The 18888-nt window shown below is 40.0% G+C and carries 18 protein-coding genes; all 18 read left to right on the top strand.

Features of this window, described 5'->3' with window-relative positions; all coding sequences use genetic code 11:
- The first annotated feature begins 171 nt into the window (after nucleotides 1–171).
- Entirely contained in the window at nucleotides 172–1089 is a 918-nt protein-coding gene (locus HMPREF3032_RS00025; protein WP_052847073.1) for a DUF2156 domain-containing protein, read from the top strand.
- Between the two features lie 187 nt (nucleotides 1090–1276).
- Complete coding sequence (locus tag HMPREF3032_RS00030) at nucleotides 1277–1885, top strand: LysE/ArgO family amino acid transporter (RefSeq protein ID WP_009353766.1); 609 nt, start codon at nucleotides 1277–1279, stop codon at nucleotides 1883–1885.
- A gap of 121 nt (nucleotides 1886–2006) precedes the next feature.
- Nucleotides 2007–3197, top strand: coding sequence for a GNAT family N-acetyltransferase (eis, locus tag HMPREF3032_RS00035; RefSeq protein ID WP_062400906.1), 1191 nt, complete (start codon nucleotides 2007–2009; stop codon nucleotides 3195–3197).
- 180 nt (nucleotides 3198–3377) lie between these two features.
- Nucleotides 3378–6284: a DEAD/DEAH box helicase gene (locus HMPREF3032_RS00040; protein ID WP_062400908.1), complete on the top strand. Its 2907-nt coding sequence runs from the start codon at nucleotides 3378–3380 to the stop codon at nucleotides 6282–6284.
- Between the two features lie 11 nt (nucleotides 6285–6295).
- A complete protein-coding gene (locus HMPREF3032_RS00045) occupies nucleotides 6296–6682 on the top strand; it encodes a (deoxy)nucleoside triphosphate pyrophosphohydrolase (RefSeq protein ID WP_062400910.1) in 387 nt (128 codons plus the stop codon).
- 89 nt (nucleotides 6683–6771) lie between these two features.
- Complete coding sequence (locus tag HMPREF3032_RS00050) at nucleotides 6772–7419, top strand: hypothetical protein (RefSeq protein ID WP_062400912.1); 648 nt, start codon at nucleotides 6772–6774, stop codon at nucleotides 7417–7419.
- Between the two features lie 135 nt (nucleotides 7420–7554).
- Entirely contained in the window at nucleotides 7555–8448 is an 894-nt protein-coding gene (gene pgeF, locus HMPREF3032_RS00055) for a peptidoglycan editing factor PgeF (RefSeq protein ID WP_062400914.1), read from the top strand.
- A 271-nt stretch (nucleotides 8449–8719) separates the two neighbouring features.
- Entirely contained in the window at nucleotides 8720–9409 is a 690-nt protein-coding gene (locus tag HMPREF3032_RS00060) for a YggS family pyridoxal phosphate-dependent enzyme (RefSeq protein WP_062400916.1), read from the top strand.
- A 14-nt stretch (nucleotides 9410–9423) separates the two neighbouring features.
- Nucleotides 9424–9927, top strand: a complete 504-nt coding sequence (locus HMPREF3032_RS00065) for a cell division protein SepF (protein ID WP_009353917.1) — start codon at nucleotides 9424–9426, stop codon at nucleotides 9925–9927.
- A gap of 16 nt (nucleotides 9928–9943) precedes the next feature.
- Nucleotides 9944–10762, top strand: coding sequence for a pyrroline-5-carboxylate reductase (proC, locus tag HMPREF3032_RS00070; protein ID WP_062400918.1), 819 nt, complete (start codon nucleotides 9944–9946; stop codon nucleotides 10760–10762).
- On the top strand, nucleotides 10752–11537 hold the full coding sequence (locus tag HMPREF3032_RS00075) for a YlmH family RNA-binding protein (protein ID WP_062400920.1): 786 nt from the start codon (nucleotides 10752–10754) through the stop codon (nucleotides 11535–11537). Before proC ends, HMPREF3032_RS00075 begins: the two co-directional genes overlap by 11 nt.
- Nucleotides 11538–11550: 13 nt before the next feature.
- On the top strand, nucleotides 11551–12030 hold the full coding sequence (locus HMPREF3032_RS00080) for a DivIVA domain-containing protein (RefSeq protein WP_009353901.1): 480 nt from the start codon (nucleotides 11551–11553) through the stop codon (nucleotides 12028–12030).
- 64 nt (nucleotides 12031–12094) lie between these two features.
- A complete protein-coding gene (locus tag HMPREF3032_RS07470) occupies nucleotides 12095–12730 on the top strand; it encodes a precorrin-2 dehydrogenase/sirohydrochlorin ferrochelatase family protein (protein ID WP_082717758.1) in 636 nt (211 codons plus the stop codon).
- Entirely contained in the window at nucleotides 12699–13985 is a 1287-nt protein-coding gene (hemA, locus tag HMPREF3032_RS00085) for a glutamyl-tRNA reductase (RefSeq protein WP_062400922.1), read from the top strand. Before HMPREF3032_RS07470 ends, hemA begins: the two co-directional genes overlap by 32 nt.
- Nucleotides 13982–14920, top strand: a complete 939-nt coding sequence (hemC, locus tag HMPREF3032_RS00090; protein WP_062400924.1) for a hydroxymethylbilane synthase — start codon at nucleotides 13982–13984, stop codon at nucleotides 14918–14920. The genes hemA and hemC overlap by 4 nt, the downstream gene beginning before the upstream one ends.
- Nucleotides 14917–16452 (top strand): uroporphyrinogen-III C-methyltransferase, encoded by a 1536-nt coding sequence (cobA, locus tag HMPREF3032_RS00095; RefSeq protein WP_062400926.1) that lies wholly within the window; start codon nucleotides 14917–14919, stop codon nucleotides 16450–16452. The genes hemC and cobA overlap by 4 nt, the downstream gene beginning before the upstream one ends.
- Nucleotides 16453–16465: 13 nt before the next feature.
- Entirely contained in the window at nucleotides 16466–17440 is a 975-nt protein-coding gene (gene hemB, locus HMPREF3032_RS00100) for a porphobilinogen synthase (protein WP_062400928.1), read from the top strand.
- Between the two features lie 21 nt (nucleotides 17441–17461).
- Nucleotides 17462–18757 (top strand): glutamate-1-semialdehyde 2,1-aminomutase, encoded by a 1296-nt coding sequence (gene hemL / locus HMPREF3032_RS00105; RefSeq protein ID WP_062400929.1) that lies wholly within the window; start codon nucleotides 17462–17464, stop codon nucleotides 18755–18757.
- Nucleotides 18758–18888 lie beyond the last annotated feature (131 nt).

An 18888-nucleotide genomic window follows, 5' to 3' on the forward strand; every position in this document is an offset into this window, starting at 1 on the left:
GGTTTGCTCCGGAATATGTCGTGCTCTTCTGTCGTTTGTGGAATTTTGTCAAATAAGGGGGCAAGAAAGACCAATTCTACAATGGCGCTTTTTCTGCATTGAATTTTATCGATGAATAGCATATAATAATAATGTTATATCATAAAATCAGAGTATTAGGAGGCGAGTCCTATTTTAGACTTTAAGCGTTTTACCTTAGAAGATAAGCCCCGTATTGATGCGTACTTTGGAGAGCATCATTATGAAGCGTCAGATAATAGTTTTACTACATTGTTTATGTGGCAAGATATTTATGGCATTACTTGGGCAGAAGAAGAAGGTGTGTTATTTATTAAAGGTGGTGGAGTGACAGAATCTCCATTTATGTTACCACCGTTTGCTGGAAAAGATGCCAAGTTTGTAGATGGATTACAAATGGCGAAAGAGTGGTTCAAAGAGAACCAAATTCCATTTTTATTAAAAGGTGTTAATCCAATTATGATGGAACGGATGCAAAAGTTGTGTCCAGATTGTTATGAATTTACACCTGATCGTGATAACTTTGAATATATCTATCGTACAGAAGATATGATTACCTTAGCAGGTAAAAAGTTACGTCAAAAGAAGAACCATTTAAATCAATTCCGTATGCAATATTCTAATTATGAATATATGCCAATTGATGAGAATACAATTCCTTTATGTCGTGAAGCGGCAGAGCAATGGGTGGAAACACATCATGAAGAAGGCATTGAAGATGAGCTAACAGCTATTAATTTACTGTTTGACCATTGGGATGCATTGGGTCTTGTAGGTGGTTGTATTAAATTGTTCGGACGAGTAGAGGCTTTCACCATTGGAGAAATGTTGAATGAACATATGGCGCTGATTCATATTGAGAAAGCAAATCCAACCATCCGTGGTTTATATCAAGCCATCAATAATGAATTTATTCGTCATGAGTTCGTAGATACACAGTTTATCAACCGTGAAGAAGATATGGGATTACCAGGGCTTCGCATGGCAAAAGAATCTTACAACCCAGATCATTTTGCTGAAAAATATGATGCTCGTTGTATCAAACAAGGCGCCTGTGAGGATAACGTGTAGCGAATAGTATATAATTCCTAGGGACATATGATAAGTTCCTAGGAGTTTTATTTTCTTTCTGACCAAGGAATCGTTTGTTTTTGCGATGTGGCCTTGCGTTCGCTTGCTGATACTGTGCAAGACCCACGTCAAGGTATATAATGACTAGATAGTAATGGGATTGATGTAGAGAATGAAAGGAGCCAATATGACCTATTTTTGGGAAGGCTTACTGATTGGGTTTGCTGTGTTGGCGCCCATAGGGATGCAGAATCTATTTATCATTAATACAGCACTGGTACAAAAGGCATCACGTATTATTATTACCATTCTAATCGTGGCATTTTTCGATCTTACCTTAAGTGTATCGGCGTTTTATGGCATTGGTGCTATCTTTGATATATGGCCTTTTTTGAAAGGCATCGTACTTCTTTTGGGAGGAGCGGTTATCTTTTACATGGGCTATACCGTGTTTAATTCAGAGCCGAATGTATCTCATGTGGATACGAATGTGACAATTTGGAATATTGTGACTACTGCCTTTGCGGTGGCATGGCTGAACCCTCAGGCACTTATCGATGTGACGATGATGTTCGGTGCTGTGAAAGCCAGCATTCCTGAGGAGTCATCCATCTATTTCTTACTGGGATACATCGTGTCTGCTTTTGCTTGGTTTGGAGCATTATCGACTATTATTCACAAATTAGCAAAGCGTATCAAAATTTCGCAACTCGTATGGATCAACCGTATCTGTGGATTGATTTTATTCGGATATGGAGCGAAATTGTTTATAGATGGAGTATTGCTGTATATATAGTAAACTTTCAGAAAAGAAGTGCATAAAGGGTCTAGCAGTAGACCCTTATTTTTTTATATAATACTAATATAAAGTATTCGAACTATTTTCAATGTACCATAACGATGGAAGAGGGATTATTTTGAAATTTAGAATAGCAAAAGATACGGACACAAAAGATGTAAAGCGTTTGTGGGCCTATTGTTTTGAGCCAGAAGGTCATCCATTTTTTAACTATTATTTTGATACTGCTTATGAACCAGAAAATACGATGGTTGGTATCGATCGTAGTTATTTGGTGAGTACCGTCCATTTACGACAAAATATTATACGTGTTCGTGGTGTGGACCTGCCTATGTCTTACATGGTGGGAGTTGCCACAGACCCTATTGTACGTCGTAGTGGGGTAGGCAAAAAATTACTGAAATCAGCATTAGGAGAATTAAAACAACGTGGACAAGGAGTCACTATTTTAATGCCATCGTATGCTGGGTTTTACCAAAAATATGGATGGGATTTATATGCCCATCAATGGGTACAAACTATGAAGCTAGATGATTTGGCCCCACTAGTAGAAACTACAGATAAAACGATGTCCTTTGGTATGTTACGGTCTCCACGGGAGTGGAAACGTTTAGCAGGAGTATATGAGATATATACCAAACCATTATCTGGCTATGCTGTGCGTAAAGAAAAAGAATGGGTTCGCTTATTAGAATCTATTTTTGCAGAAGGCGTGCAAGTAGGGTATGTGAAAAATGATTCTGGACAATTAGAGGGTTATTGTTTTTATCGCTTAGGGGAACCTGAGATTGCTGTGACAGAATTTGTGTATACTACGCGTCGTGCGCAAAAAGCGTTGATGAACTTCTTGTACAACCATCGCTCCCAAGGTGACAGTGTACGGTGGAATGAAGGTATGCTGGATCAAGGCTATATCTTTCATCCTAATGGAAAAGTAGGGCACAGTACTATGCCTTTTATGATGAGTCGTATTGTAGATGTCAAACTAGCTATGGAAAGTATTCCTGTACCAGTAGCATTAGAAGGGGCTATTCAGTTCGGTGTGAAAGATCCATTATGTGAGTGGAACCATGGTACCTATGTAGTGTCTTATAAAGAAGGCAAGGCGCAAGTAGTAAAACATAAAGAGCATGTAGATATTAATGCTAAATTAGTATTCTCTGTAGGTGCATTGAGCTTACTTCTCATGGGTCGTATGAGTGCTACAGAACTTGCTTTTGAAGAAAAATTAGAAGGACCAGATGATATATTAGAAGTATTGAATCGGGCTTACCCAAGACAAAATACATATATTAATGAATGGTGGTAAGATACTTTTTAAAGTTGATACAATCACCATAAGATAAGAAAGAACGCTATGCATTTCTTGACAAACTGTGAGAAGACTTAAGTTTGCTATAGGATGTGTAGTGTTCTTTTTATTTTTCTATTGATCTTATGTATAAGAGCTGGTACAGTGATCTTATATACATGTATATAGGAGATAGAGATGAGTGCGATAAATTTTACGAAATCATTACAATATAGTGGACCAGAGTTTGTATCGAATAATGCAGAAGAAGGGCGGAAGGTAATTTCCGCTATAGAGAGCGAATTAAAACGGTGTGAATCCTTTTTTATCAGTGTAGCCTTTATTACAGCAGGTGGATTAAGTCCATTATTAATGACGTTAAAAGAGTTGGAAGGAAAAAATATTCCAGGTCGTATTTTGACAACAAATTTCTTGATGTTTAATGATCCTAAAATACTAGACAAGTTAAGTCAGTTTAGTAATATAGAGCTCCGCATATTTGATGCACAAGGATCTGATGTAGGTTTTCATACAAAAGGATATGGATTCCATTTAGAGGATGAGTTTACTATTATCGTGGGCAGCTCTAATATGACGCTCCACGCATTGACAAGAAATAAAGAGTGGAATGTGCATTATAGTTCTCATAAGCAAGAATCTTTTGTGATGTCTGTCTTAGAAGAGTTTGAAAGCTTGTGGGCAGCAGATGAGACAAAGACTTATGTAGACTATATTGATACGTACAGAATGTTATATGAGCAATATAATGATTCTACTAAAAAACAATTACCAGCGGTGGTAGATACAAATATAAATGAATCTAATCAAGTCCCAAAAGTATTACAGCCGAACAGCATGCAGTCCTATGTGATGGAAAGGTTTACAGAGTTGTATCAATCAGGTGCTAATAAAGGATTGTTGATTTCTGCCACAGGAACAGGTAAAACTTATGCATCAGCCTTTGCTGTCAGTAGTGTAAAACCAAAGCGAGTACTATTTTTAGTGCATCGTGAACAGGTAGCGAGACAGGCGATAGAATCGTATCAACGGGTAATTGGCGACTCTGTAACATATGGTGTGTTATCGGGTGCAGCAAAAGGTTTTTCTGAAACCTATTTATTTGCGACCATGCAGATGATGTCTAAGCCAGATTGTTATGAACGATTTTCCCCTACAGATTTTGATGTGATTGTTATCGATGAGGCACATCGAGCAGGATCTGAAAGTTATCATAGAATTATGGAATATTTCAGGCCTAAGTTTTGGTTTGCTATGACTGCTAGTCCAGAGCGTACAGATGATTTCGATATTTATAAGCTATTTGATTATAATATTATTCATGAAATACGATTACAACATGCATTAGAGGCAGATTTACTATGTCCATTTCACTATTTTGGTATCGGACAATTATCTGATGGCATCACAACCTATGAGGGTGATGAAGCACAGAGCATTTTTGCCAATGAATGGGATTACCAAACAAGAGCTAGATTAATTCTAGAGCAATGTAATTTTTATGGATATTCTGGAGAGCGAGTAAAAGGGTTAGTATTCTTTCATAGTATTGAAGAAGCACAAGAGCTATCCAAGGCTTTTAATCAACTAGGGATGAGAACTATTAGTTTAAGTGGTGCAGATTCGCAAGAAATTCGGGAAGAGGCTATTCAGCGATTATCAGGACCGGATGCGAATGATGCGTTAGATTATATTATGACTGTAGATATTTTTAACGAAGGTATCGACATTCCAGAGGTCAATCAAGTTGTTATGGTTCGTGGTACAGAGAGTCCCATTGTGTTTGTGCAACAGTTAGGTCGGGGACTGCGTCGTCATAACAGTAAAGACTACGTGGTCGTTCTTGATTTTATTGGGAACTTTAATAATAACTTTATGATTCCTGTAGCTCTGTCCGGAGATGTAAGTCATAACAAGGATAGTTTACGGTATTATGTGCAAGAAGGTACACGAGTGATTCCGGGTGCATCTACGATCCATTTTGATGCGATTGCTCAAGAACGTATTTTTAAATCTATTGATACAGCTAAATTTACACAGATTAAACATATTCGACAAGCCTATAAAAACTTAAAATATAAATGGGGTCGTATTCCTAAATTGATAGATTTTGAAAACTATGGAAGTATCGATATTTCATTAATCTTTAATAGTAATGCAAAAACATATTATAAGTTTTTGGTAGACTATGAAAAAGACTACACGCATAGGTTTTCGTCGGTAGAAACGAAAATACTAGAGTATATGGGCCAGTATATGGTACTTGGCAAACGAGTGCATGAACTCTATGTATTGGAAGGCCTATTGAAAGGTGAAGTTAATCCACTGATGTATATGAGAACACAGTTACTAGGATTAGGTATTCCTTGTACAACTCATACGGAAAGAAATATCATCAATTTATTTACAGGTCAGTTTAAGACAGGATCCTCCAAAGCTGGATTTAAGGATGCCCTGTTGTGCGATGAAGTGGTGGATGGATTGCAAATATCAGCGGTATTCCGTGAAGCTTTAGAAAATGAAGGGTTCCGTGATATGGTCGAGGACTATGTGAAAGTGGGCTTTCAAAGAAATCAAAAATACTATAGTCAAAGATATGAGGAAGCCTCTTTTACGCTGTATCAAAAATATACCTATGAAGATGTATGCCAGTTAATGGAGTGGGAAACTAGTATCGTACCATTAAATATTGGTGGTTATAAATATGATGAGGCTACCAAAACATATCCGGTATTTATCAATTATGATAAGGGCGAAGATATTGCAGATACTATTAGATATGAAGATAAATTATTATCTCCACAACAATTAATTGCTATTTCTAAAAGTGGTGTGGACCTTAGTAACAATTTGGTACAAAAAGCGTTACATGCAAAAAAAGAAGGTATTACTATGCATTTGTTTATCCGAAAAAATAAGAATGATGAAGATGGGGCAAAAGAGTTTTATTATTTAGGTCATATACATGCAACAGGGGAAGCAGAAGTATTTACCATGCCAGGTACAACGAAAAAAGCTGTTCGTATTATGTATGATTTGGAAACTCCGATACGTGAAGATTTGTACGATTATTTTGTGAATCATTAAAGGAGATATGGATGAAAACGATAGAAGTAGTAGCGGCAGTTATTTTGAAAGATAACCAAGTATTAACTACACAAAGAGGTTATGGAGATTTACAAGGACGTTGGGAATTTCCAGGAGGTAAAATTGAGTTTGGAGAAGATCATAAAGCAGCTTTATCTCGTGAGATACAAGAAGAATTAGATGTGCAGATTACAGTAGGAGATTTTTTAACAACCGTAGAGTATGACTATCCTAACTTTCATCTTATTATGCATGCCTATCAATGTGAGTTATTAGGAGAATTTCATTTACAAGAACATAGTGCAGCTCGTTGGTTAAACTTAGAAAACTTATATGATGTAGATTGGTTAGAAGCAGATTTACCTATCGTGGAATGTGTGAAAAGTTTAATTGCTTAGGTAGGACGTATAGCGATATAAATGATATACTAATAATTAAACATGACAATGTTAGAATAGTATATGATTCACAATGAAAGAGAGAGAACATGAAAAAACTAACTACATCTATTCTTTTAGCACTATTCAGTGTCACCATCTTCACACCAACTCATGTAGAAGCGAGTTGGTTGTCTAAAACGTGGAAAAAGGTTGAAAAATCATGGAATGAAGCGGGGAAACAAAGTGGTTCTACTGGAATGAGTGGAACATCTACGAGTGCGATTCGGTTGCCACAACGGTCTGAGTATCCAAGTAGTTTTAGGCACGGACAAGTAGTAGGACAAAGTATGGATATACAAGACCTTACCATTGCAGGAGTACCAGTGGGTGCTCAATATAGTGAGATACGAAAGGCATTGGGAGAACCGACAGAAGAAAGAATGTACGATCCTTTTTCATATACTGGTCCAAATACATTTATGAGATATGGGGGAATCAAGTATTCTAGTCTTTTGGGAAACTTAGATAGAGCTGATATGATAACCATAGAGAATAGAGATGCTGTGACTCATCGTGGTATTGCAGTAGGTGATTCGTTAGAAGCAGTGTTTAAGGTATATGGCAGACCTACTCATATCAATAGCAGAAATGATTGGTTCTACGGAGTTTTTATATGGGCATCAGATGCCAAAAGCGGTATCACTTTTGAAAATGATGGAGAAAAGATAACTAAGATTAGGATTATTAATTCCTAAAAAGATACTTATCAAGTTTATTTCCGTAATCTACATCTGAAATTAATAAAGTAAATTCCCATTTAATCCATTATGAATTATAACACCTAAATTCATAATATGCATTATTCAACTAATAACACAGGAGGCCCCAACATGAACACAACTAAATCATTCCAAACTTCCTCCTCTCTTCGACACGCACCATTTTCTCAGGATAGCTCCACCAGTATTACCTATGAATACAGTCCGCTGTTAGAGGGTTTTCCCCTCGCTCATGGTGTGACCTACCGATATGGTGGTGTCAGTGAAGGTAACTTTAATAGTTTTAACATGGGTCTGCATGTAGGTGATGATCCGAAAGCGGTGGCAGAGAACCGCAAACGATTAGCGCAGGTGTTAGGTGTGGATTCAAATCATTTGACTTGTGGTGAGCAAGTGCATGGGGTAGGCGTGACGAGGGTGACGGAAGAGCTTATCGGTCGAGGCGCTTTCAGTTGGGAAGACAGTATCCCAGACAGTGATGCGATTCATACGAATTTGGTGAATGTGCCACTCTTGTTGCTCGTGGCAGACTGTGTGCCTGTGCTTATCTATGATGCGGTACATCATGCGGTGGCGGTAGTTCATGCAGGTTGGCGTGGTGCCATCGCTCACATTGTGGAGCGTACGATGGATAGTATGCACGATGCGTACGGAACGTTGCCATCCGATTGTTACCTCTTCATCGGTCCCTCTATTGGAGAAGACTCCTTTGAGGTGAGTGAAGAGATTGCTGAACAATTTCGACAGGATATGGGTAATTTGGGACTTTCACAGGTAAATGCAGTCGTGCGTTATCTCCAACGGTTAAAACAAGCGACACCTACTCCACATATAGATCTGAAAGGATATATTGCAGCTTGTGTCGTACAAAAAGGTGTGCCTATAGATCAAGTGATTCTGTCTGCTACGGACACGATGATGACAGAAGGATGTTATTCATACCGAGGGGATGCAGGCAAGACGGGACGAATGGCTATGTTTGCAGTATTACAAAATCAAGGTTAATAGATGATGGAGTTTCAATAGTTTTGTATATCATAAGACCTTGTGTAGAACATGAGTAGTACGGAAATTTAGAGATACATTCTTAGGCATTGTTCGAGAATAGAATAAAATTATGACAAAGAATAAGAAAATCTTAAGAACTAGGCTTGAAATCATGCTTTTTCTATGTACTTTTCTTATTCTTTCGTTTATAATAAAAAAGATAAAGTATTATTTTTTTTGTGAAGACCTTTCAGAGTGAAATGTAACGACGAAAAAAGGACTGACATATATGATTGCAACAGCATTACATAACGTGCAAGAACGTATAGAAGCGGCTAAGGCACGAGTGGGGAGAAGGGATTTCGTTACACTTGTAGCAGTAACGAAGAATCATCCTGTAGAGGCTGTACAAGAAGTAGCTCACCTAGGTGTAAGAACTGTGGGCGAAAATCGTGTACAAGAAGCAAAAGAAAAAATGGAACTCTACCAGGGACCGGAACTCCAATGGCATTTAATTGGACAATTACAAAACAATAAAGTGCGTAATGCAGTGGGTAAATTTTCTTTAATTCATTCAGTTCATAGCGTGAAATTGTTGGATGAAATCCAACGTATTGCTGCTAGAGAAGGACTTATACAAGAAGTATTACTACAAGTGAATGTGGCACGAGAAGAAAGCAAGTCTGGGATGGATGTGGAAGAGTTTCCAACCATACGGGAATATGCCAAATCATTACCCAATGTACGGGTAAAAGGGCTTATGTGTATGGCACCATTTTTTGATGATCCGGAAGAGGCTCGCCCTATATTTAGAGTCGCTCACGCTTTATTTGAAGACATGAAACTTCATTTTAATGAAGGTCAGATTGAATATATATCCATGGGGATGACCCATGATTTTGAAGTAGCAATTGAAGAAGGTGCAAATATTGTTCGTGTAGGAACAGCAATATTTGGAGAACGCCACTATAATGAGTAATGGAGGAATTAACGATGGCACTGAAAGATAGCTGGAATTCTGTAAAAAGTTTTTTTGGTAGTAATCAAGATGATCAATATGAATTTGATGAATATGATAATGAGATGTATGAAGAAGAGTCTCAACAACCAGTAGTAACAGCACCAGTAGCAGGTGGCAATGGACCAGTAGCATCTGCAGCACGACCAAAAACAGGAGGATATAATACAGTGGCACAACGTTCTAGCGGTATGAAAGTAGTCATCGTAGAGCCAAAAGCATTCGATGATTCTGAAAATATTACAAATCAATTGCGCGATATGCGTCCAGTAGTGATTAACTTTGAAAATACAGACCCTCATGAAGCAGCACGTATTGTGGACTTTGTAAGTGGTGCTACATTTGCATTAGATGGCAAATTAGAAAAAATTGGCAAAGATATTTTCATCTGTGTACCAGTGAATGTAACAGTAGATTATACAGATAAAGAGTACACAGAAATATCTGACAAATTAGCTTGGAAAGAACCACAAGCCTAAGCATTAGGAGGTAGCCATGCAAAAAATACTACTAATTGGTGTAGGATCGATGGGTGGTGCTATTTTACAGGGGGCTTTGGAACAAGGTGTTTGGGGCCCTGAGGAAGTAGATGTACTAGTGCGTCGCAGTGAGCAAGCAGCAGAATTAGAGCGCACATTAGGTGTCACAGCCTTCACGGACTGTGATGCCATACCTGCTTTTGATGAGTACAGAACCATTGTATTTGGCGTAAAACCTCAAGTCTTACCGTCTCTTATGGAAGAGGTGGGACCACAAATCGAGGCGAGAACATTATGTATTTCCATTGCGGCAGGCATTACATTGGATACATTACAATCCTTTGCACCCCATGTACATTGGTTACGAGCTATGCCGAATACTCCAATTTTGGTAAAAGCTGGCTTTACAGCGATTGCTAGTAGTGAACAAGTGACACCAGGTGAGCGAGAACAAGCTTTGCGCATTTTCGAAGCCTTAGGTGAAGCCGTGGTATGTTCAGAAGCTGATTTAGACCGTATTGGCGCTCTAGCAGGGGCAGGTCCAGGCTATATGTATACCATTTTAGATGCTATGGCAAATGCAGGTGTTCGGATTGGTCTCACTAGGCCATTGGCGTTGCAAGCGGCGGTACAGACGATGTATGGCTCTGGCTTGATTGCCTTAGAAACAGGCGCTCATCCGAGTGTGCTTAGGGATCAAGTGACATCTCCCGGAGGTACGACTATAGCAGGTATTGCAGCCATGGAAAAAGAAGGGTTGCGTTCTTCCATTATGGAAGGCATCTTAGCTTGTTATGAACGGTCAAATGAAATAGGAAAACAACGTGAAAGATAAAGAAAAGTTAATTCGATATTTTGAAGCATCTGGTAATGGCGAAGAGGCTAGACGTATGATTGATCTAGCGGAGCAAGTACAAGCAGGCCGACCTTACCGTGTGACAGATTTTATGTCACCTGCAGGCCTTGTCATTGCAGATGCAGTAAAAGCGAATTTTGGTGGTATTAATATCATTTCCAGTGGTGGTTACGAAGGGGCAGAACGCCTTCGAGTGGCCTTTGTGGACTCTCACTTTCAAGGAACAGTAGACTTACAAATTGCGGTGTTGAAAGTATCTTGGGATCCACGATTCCGATTATTGACACATCGCGATGTGTTGGGTTCCTTAATGGGACTTGGTATTGATCGCACTCATTTTGGAGATATTATCGTCACTAGTGGTGGGGCGCAGGTAATCGTAGATGCAACGATAGCAGATTTTGTGATTCAAAACTTTACAAAAATTGCTATGGTCACGGTTACAGTATCACGGATGGAATTGAGTGAATTACAACCGAAAGAAGAAAAAATAAAAGAAGTGCGAACTACTGTTGCGTCTATGCGGTTGGATTCTATAGCTTCTTCAGGTTTTAGTACATCTCGTACAAAAGTTGTGGAGGCCATTAAGGCAGGATTAGTACAAGTGAATTGGCAACCTGCAAAAGGACCAGCGCAAGAAGTAAAAGAAGGAGATATTATTTCTCTTCGTGGCAGAGGTCGTATGCAAATAGAAAGTATTACCGGCACGTCTAAAAAAGGGCGTATTGGAGTACATCTAAAACGATTTATGTAAGGAGGCTGATCCTATGTTAACACCAATGGATATTCATAATAAAGAGTTTGGAAAAAGTATTCGTGGCTTTGATTGCGATGAAGTAAACGAGTTTTTGAATGAAGTGGTACAAGCTTATGAAATCTTGTATCGTGAAAACCGTGAAATGACTGATAAAGTAGAGCAAATGGAAAAACGTTTGAATCAATATGAATCAACGGAAGAAACTATGCGCAATACATTGGTGCTTGCTCAAGAGACTGGTGAAAATGTAAAAGAGGCAGCTCGTAAAGAGGCTGATTTAATTTTACAGAATGCGGAACAACAACGATCTACGATTTTAGAAGATGCCAATCGTGCGTTGCGAGAAGCAGAAGCTAAATATGCTACCATTGCGAATGAAATGGCCGTGTTCCGTGCAAAAGTAGAATCAATTTTAACAGCGCAACTACAATTATTAGATGGCATTGCTTTAGAGGAAACAAAACCTGTAGAGACAGAAACAGAAGTATAAGGTGAATTTCGGCTTGAGTATTCAAGCCGTTTTTGCCATTGTAGAGACATATAAGGATAGTAGGATGATAACAGTTGGACTTTCACTTAAAGACAGGCCTTGTCTTGTAGTCGGCGGAGGGCAAGTAGCGCTGCGTAGAATTGAAAAGTTAATAGACGAAGAGGCATCTATTATAGTAGTCAGTCCTGATGTATTGCCTGACATTGTAACATACCATAAAGCAGGTGTATTACAATGGATAGAGAAGCCTTATAGGTCAGAATATATGGTAGGGCAACAGTTTGTCATTATTGCTACGGATATTCCTGCTGTGAATGCGCAAGTCATGGAAGATGCTCAAGAAGTACAAGCTTTCATTAATCGGGCTGATGTGAAAGATGATTCTACTTGGGTATTCGGCAGTGCTACGGAGATTGGTGATTTAGAGATTTCTATATTTACCAATCAAGTGAGCCCACGAGTGAGTCGCTTGCTTAGACAGGATATAGAAACCAGGTACGGCATATTAGCCGAGTGGTTACCTCAGATTCGTCTATGGAGACAAGAATTACAGCATATATTAAATACGCCAAAAGAACGAGAGCAGTTCTGGCGTACAAATTTAGGAGAATCGGAGTTTATACAAATATTAGAGGGTCAAGGAGACTCAGTGAAGGAGAATATTGTACATGCAATTAGTCGTATTAGGTCTGAATCATAGAAGTGCACCTGTAGATGTACGAGAGAAATTTTCTTTTTCCAAAGAAGCTCTCGATCATGCTATGGATCACATCTATGCTCATGAAGAAGTAGAGGAATGCGTCCTTTTATCGACGTGTAACCGCACAGAACTCTATGTCGTCCTAAATGACATGGAGAATGTAAAAGAATATATGATACGTTTACTACTGCATCTGAAAGGTGAAGAAACGGTAGACGTAGATGAGAAATGGTTTTTCCTGTATGAAGGGAAGGCATGTATTTCTCATTTATTTAGAGTAGCATCTAGTTTAGATTCTCTTGTGTTAGGAGAAGGTCAAATTTTGAGCCAATTAAAAATGGCCTATATTTCTTCCTATAGTAAGGGATTAACAGCATCTGTATTTAATATTATTTTCCAAAAAGCCATTGCTGTAGGGAAACGTGTGCGTACGATGACGGGGATTGCGAATACGCCAGTATCTGTTAGTTATACAGCAGTCAATTTAGCGGAAGATAGTTTAGATATTCCTATCAGTGAGGCAAAGGTTCTCATTTTGGGAGCTGGTCAAATGAGTGAGCTCACAGCTCGTCATTTACAAGCTAAAGGGGTAAAGAGTATTTTCGTGTCCAATCGGACGTTCAAAACAGCAGAAGAATTGGCAAAGCAATTCAATGGTAAAGCCGTTGATTTTGACAATTTTGTAGAAGAAGCCAAAGTAGCAGATATTATTATTACATCTACTGGTGCTCCTCATTATGTGATTGAATGGGAAGAAGCGGAAGAAATCATGGATGGCCGTGGTGGTAAACCAATTGTCATGATCGACATTGCTGTTCCTCGTGATATCAACCCAGATGTAACAGAAATTCCCGGAGTGTATTTGTTTAACATTGATGCCTTAGAAAGTGTAGTAGAAGCGAATAAACACCAACGAGAAGAAGAAGCTCGAAAAGCAGAGCCTATCTTAGAAGAAGCCTTACAAGAAATTGAAGAAAAATTACAATATCTATCGGTTCGTCCTATTATGGTCTTGCTTAGTGAAAAAGCAGAAGCCATTCGTAAACGTGAAGTACATCGCGCGATGGCAAAATTACCTAATGCCACAGAGCTAGAACGTAAGATTATTAGCAATATGTCCCGCATGTTGGTACGTAAATTATTGCGTGATCCAATGATTCATTTTGGTGAAGTAGCGGGTAAAGAAGAAGAGCGAGATTATTGGAAGTTATTCCAAGATATGTTTGCTTTGGAAGTGGAGGACGACACACTATGAGAGACATAATTCGTATAGGCACCCGTAGTAGTGCCCTTGCTTTATGGCAAGCCAACTATGTAGCAGATACATTGCGCAAACATTACCCACAGTGCAAGGTGGAGTTAGTCCATCACAGTACGAAAGGTGATCGTATTTTAGAAAAACCATTGGCTGAAATCGGTGGTAAAGGTTTATTTACAGAAGAGCTAGAAGCATCTATGCGTGATGGTAGCATCGATTTGGCTGTACACAGCTTGAAAGATATGCCTACAGAATTGCCAGAAGATTTGGTACTAGGTGCTATTACAGAGCGTGAAACACCATGTGATGCTTTGGTATCACCAAAATATAAAACACTAGATCAACTGCCACAAGGTGCTAAGGTAGGGACTAGTAGTTTACGCCGTCAAGCACAATTGTTGAATCAACGACCTGATTTGCAGGTTTCTGTACTTCGTGGGAATGTGCAAACGCGATTAAACAAATTAGAAACAGAAAACTTTGATGCCATTGTATTAGCAGAGGCAGGGTTAAAACGATTGGGGCTGGAATCTGTTGTTACACAGACTTTCACTAGCGATGAAATGATTCCTGCTGTAGGTCAAGGGGCATTGGGCATTGAATGTCGCAAGGATGATACAGAAATGCTAGATATGTTATCTGTATTGCACGATGAAAATACTATGTGGGCTACTCGTGGAGAACGTAGTTTCCTTCGTCAACTCGAAGGTGGTTGCCAAGTACCGATGGGTGTACATGGGACGATTTATAAAGGACAATTAACGTTGAAAGCTATCATTGCTTCTTTAGATGGAAAAAATTGTTTTGAAGGTGAATTGTCAGGACCAAAAGAAAAAGCAGATATGTTAGGTCGTAACTTGGCGAAAGCTCTCTATGAAGAAGGGGGCAAAGCCATCATTGACGATTTAGTAGAAAGAGGAGTATTGAAATGACAGGCATTGTATATTTAATTGGTGCCGGACCGGGTGATCATAAATTAATCACTCTAAAAGGTAAGGAATGTATTGAAAAAGCAGATGTTATTGTTTATGACTATTTAGCAGATGCTCATTTCTTGTCCTATGCGAAAGAAGGAGCAGAGATCATTTATGCAGGTAAAAAAAGCAACAATCATACGATGCATCAATGGGAAATCAACGAACTTCTCGTAAAATGTGGCTTAGAAGGTAAAGTGGTGGCTCGTCTTAAAGGGGGCGACCCGCTAGTCTTTGGTCGTGGTGGTGAAGAAGCGTTGGCTTTGGTGGAAGCGGGCGTGCCATTTGAATTTGTACCAGGTATTACATCTGGTATTTCTGCGCCAGCCTATGCTGGGATTCCTGTGACACAACGGGCGATGGCCACATCCTTTGCCATCGTCACTGGTCATGAAGATCCAACAAAACCAGAGTCTGGTATGAACTGGGAAGGCTTAGCTAAATCTGTGGACACGATTTCCTTTGTGATGGGTATTTCTAATTTGCCGAACATTGCCACTAACTTAATCAAATATGGTCGTCCTAAGGAAACTCCAGTGGCAGTCATCCGTTGGGGAACAAAACCAATCCAAGAAACGTTGGTCTCTACCTTGGAGCATGTCGTAGAAGATGTAGAAAAAGCGCAATTGAAAGCGCCAGCTATTGTTATCGTTGGGGAAGTAGTATCTTTGCGGGAGCAATTACGTTGGTTTGATAATAAACCATTATTTGGTAAAACTATCGTGGTCACACGAGCTCGTAGTAAAGCTAGCGCCTTATCTGAACGATTACTAGAATTGGGGGCCCATGTCATCGAAGCATCTGCTATCAAAACACAGGCATTACCTTGTACAGAGGAGATGGATGCGGTTTATGATAGCTTATCTTCCTACGATGGATTAATTTTTACATCTGCCGAAGGGGTGCGGTTCTTCTTTGATGGTTTATTAGACCGTGGCTTAGATAGTCGTGCGTTAGGTTCTATGAAAGTATGTGCTATCGGCAGTGCTACCGCAAAATCTTTATTAGATCGAGGCATTCGTGCGGACATCGTGCCACCGAATTACCAAGCGGAATCTGTGGTGGAAACCATTACAGTAGAACAGAGTCGTGTATGGCCAGAACGAGCGCTAGGCGATTTGCGATTTGTGCTAGTACAACCAAAAGTGGCACGCGATGTGATTTATAAAGGACTTTCACAGGCAGGATGCGATGTGACGGTATTGCGTTTGTATGAAACGGTACAAGATACGTCCCATAAAGAATATTTAGAAGAAGCCTTGCGAGCAGGTGAAGTAGATTATATTACGTTCACAAGTTCCTCTACGGTGACGAATACAAAGGATATGCTTGGCTCCGATGCAGTGACTTTATTAGGAAATGCGAAGGTTGTTTGCATTGGACCGATTACAGGCGCTACCTGTGTGGAAGAAGGGATTCAACCAGATTTAATTGGTGAAACCTTTACAATCCCTGCGATGGTGGATTTAATCTTGAACGATTGCAAATAGAAAGAGGCACAATATGGAATTACGAAATCGACCAAGACGATTGCGCATCAACCCAGCCATGCGTGCGTTGGTTCGTGAAACAACATTACAAGTAGATGATTTAATCTATCCTATATTTATTGTTCCCGGCACAGGGGTGAAAGAAGAAATTTCTTCCTTACCAGGACAATATCATGTATCCGTGGACGAAGCTGTGAAATTGGCGAAAGAAGCCTATGACTTAGGTATTAAGGGAGTTGAAATTTTCGGCATTCCTACTTACAAAGATGAAGATGGTTCTTCTGCGTGGGATATGGAACAACCGGTACAGCAAGCGATTATGGCGATCCGTAAAGAAGTGCCAGAGTTGATCGTGATTTCCGACGTATGCCTTTGCCAATACACATCTACAGGCCATTGCGGTCATGTGGAACATCATGAAGTCATGAATGATGCTACGTTGCCATTATTGTGTAATGTAGCAGTGAGCCATGCGAAAGCGGGTGCTCACATGGTGGCACCATCTGACATGATGGATGGACGTATTGCTGCGATTCGTGAAGCCTTAGATGCAGCGGGATTTAGCCATGTATCCATCATGAGTTATGCGGCGAAGTATGCATCCGCCTATTATGGACCATTCCGTGATGCGGTCCATTCTGCACCGGGATTTGGAGACCGTAAAGGATACCAAATGGATGAGGCCAATCGTTTAGAAGCCTTGCGTGAAGTGGAACAAGATATCATCGAAGGGGCGGACATCATTATGATTAAACCAGCTCTATCCTATTTGGATATTGTACGCGAAGTACGGGATAACTTCGATTGTCCTTTAGCCGTTTACAATGTCAGCGGTGAATATGCCATGATTAAAACAGCAGCGGCAGCAGGTCTTGTAGATGAAAAACGCATTACTTTGGAAACCTTGCTATCCATGAAACGAGCAGGAGCAAAGATGATTATTACCTATCATGCCCTGGATGTGGCACGTTGGCTACAGGAAAAATAGTGTGGAAATATAGGAGCCATTATGTTTAGTTTAGAAAAATCAAAACAAGCCTTCGCAGAGGCTCGTACATATATGCCAGGTGGTGTGAACAGTCCTGTTCGCTCCTACCGCAGTGTAGGGGGCAATCCTCCTTTCATCAGTTCTGCTAGCGGATCTCGCATTTACGATATCGATGGCAATGAGTACATCGATTACGTATTGTCTTGGGGTCCTATGATTCTAGGTCATGCGAATCCTGAAATCGTGGCGTCTATTTTGGAAGCCATCCCTCGTGGTACTAGTTATGGAGCACCAACACTGCTTGAAACAGAAGTGGCGAAAAAAATTCAAGCTTTCTATCCATCTATGGAAATGGTACGCATGGTGAACTCTGGTACAGAATCTACTATGAGTGCCTTGCGTTTGGCTCGTGGCTATACAGGTCGTGACAAAATTGTGAAGTTTATCGGCTGTTACCATGGTCATAGTGATAGCTTGTTAGTGAAAGCTGGTTCTGGCTTAGCTACCTTTGGCGTGCCAGATAGTCCCGGCGTGCCAACTGGTGTGGCAGAGGATACGATTACATTGCCATACAATGATTCTGATGCAGTTCGCCAATTGTTCGAGGCTCATGGTGAAAGTATTGCAGCCATCATCGTGGAACCAGTAGCAGGTAATATGGGCTGTGTACCTCCTGTGGAAGGATTCTTGGAGACTTTGCGTGAAGTAACGACAGAGCACGGTGCAGTCCTCATCTTTGATGAAGTGATGTGCGGATTCCGCTCCAGTTCTGGAGGGGCACAAAAATATTACAATGTCATTCCAGACTTAACATGCTTAGGTAAAATCGTAGGCGGTGGCTTACCAATGGCGGTATTCGGTGGCAAGAAAGAAATCATGTCTTCCATCGCTCCATCCGGTCCTGTGTACCAAGCAGGTACCTTGAGTGGTAATCCGGTAGCCATGGCGGCAGGTCTTGCTACCTTGTCTATGTTGCAAAAATATCCGAATGCATTCCGTCAAGTAGAGGAATCTACAGAAGCCTTATGCCAAGGATTAGAAGCAGCAGCGAAAGAAGTAGGTGTACCTGTAGTAGTACAACGAGTAGGATCTATGTTTACTCTCTTCTTCACAGATAAAGCAGTGCATAACTTCGATGACGCCAGCGCTTGTGATATGGAAGCGTTTAAAACATTCTTCCACTACAACTTGGAACGTGGCATCTATTATGCAGCCAGCCAATATGAAAGCAACTTCTTATCTACGTGCCATAGCGATCAAGATTTGGCATACACATTACAAATTGCAAAAGAAGCGTTTCAAGCTATTAAAGGGTAATATGAGTATTAACCTTTCTTATGAAGAGTAATGAAAACCGATAAAAATTAATAGTATGTCATAGCATACATGTATGAATAGAAATGCCATACACATCGAAACTAATCTATGTTACACTAGATTATAGAGAG

Source organism: Veillonella sp. DNF00869, from assembly GCF_001553345.1.
Classification (GTDB): domain Bacteria; phylum Bacillota; class Negativicutes; order Veillonellales; family Veillonellaceae; genus F0422.

Bases quoted from the DNA above. Each gene is read 5' to 3' on its own strand.
- pgeF (WP_062400914.1), top strand. From the start codon at position 7,555: ATGAACACAACTAAATCATTCCAAACTTCCTCCTCTCTTCGACACGCA.
- proC (WP_062400918.1), top strand. From the start codon at position 9,944: ATGCAAAAAATACTACTAATTGGTGTAGGATCGATGGGTGGTGCTATT.
- HMPREF3032_RS07470 (WP_082717758.1), top strand. From the start codon at position 12,095: ATGATAACAGTTGGACTTTCACTTAAAGACAGGCCTTGTCTTGTAGTC.
- HMPREF3032_RS00040 (WP_062400908.1), top strand. From the start codon at position 3,378: ATGAGTGCGATAAATTTTACGAAATCATTACAATATAGTGGACCAGAG.
- cobA (WP_062400926.1), top strand. From the start codon at position 14,917: ATGACAGGCATTGTATATTTAATTGGTGCCGGACCGGGTGATCATAAA.
- HMPREF3032_RS00030 (WP_009353766.1), top strand. From the start codon at position 1,277: ATGACCTATTTTTGGGAAGGCTTACTGATTGGGTTTGCTGTGTTGGCG.
- hemB (WP_062400928.1), top strand. From the start codon at position 16,466: ATGGAATTACGAAATCGACCAAGACGATTGCGCATCAACCCAGCCATG.
- HMPREF3032_RS00065 (WP_009353917.1), top strand. From the start codon at position 9,424: ATGGCACTGAAAGATAGCTGGAATTCTGTAAAAAGTTTTTTTGGTAGT.
- HMPREF3032_RS00080 (WP_009353901.1), top strand. From the start codon at position 11,551: ATGTTAACACCAATGGATATTCATAATAAAGAGTTTGGAAAAAGTATT.
- HMPREF3032_RS00045 (WP_062400910.1), top strand. From the start codon at position 6,296: ATGAAAACGATAGAAGTAGTAGCGGCAGTTATTTTGAAAGATAACCAA.
- hemA (WP_062400922.1), top strand. From the start codon at position 12,699: ATGCAATTAGTCGTATTAGGTCTGAATCATAGAAGTGCACCTGTAGAT.
- HMPREF3032_RS00060 (WP_062400916.1), top strand. From the start codon at position 8,720: ATGATTGCAACAGCATTACATAACGTGCAAGAACGTATAGAAGCGGCT.
- hemL (WP_062400929.1), top strand. From the start codon at position 17,462: ATGTTTAGTTTAGAAAAATCAAAACAAGCCTTCGCAGAGGCTCGTACA.
- hemC (WP_062400924.1), top strand. From the start codon at position 13,982: ATGAGAGACATAATTCGTATAGGCACCCGTAGTAGTGCCCTTGCTTTA.
- HMPREF3032_RS00050 (WP_062400912.1), top strand. From the start codon at position 6,772: ATGAAAAAACTAACTACATCTATTCTTTTAGCACTATTCAGTGTCACC.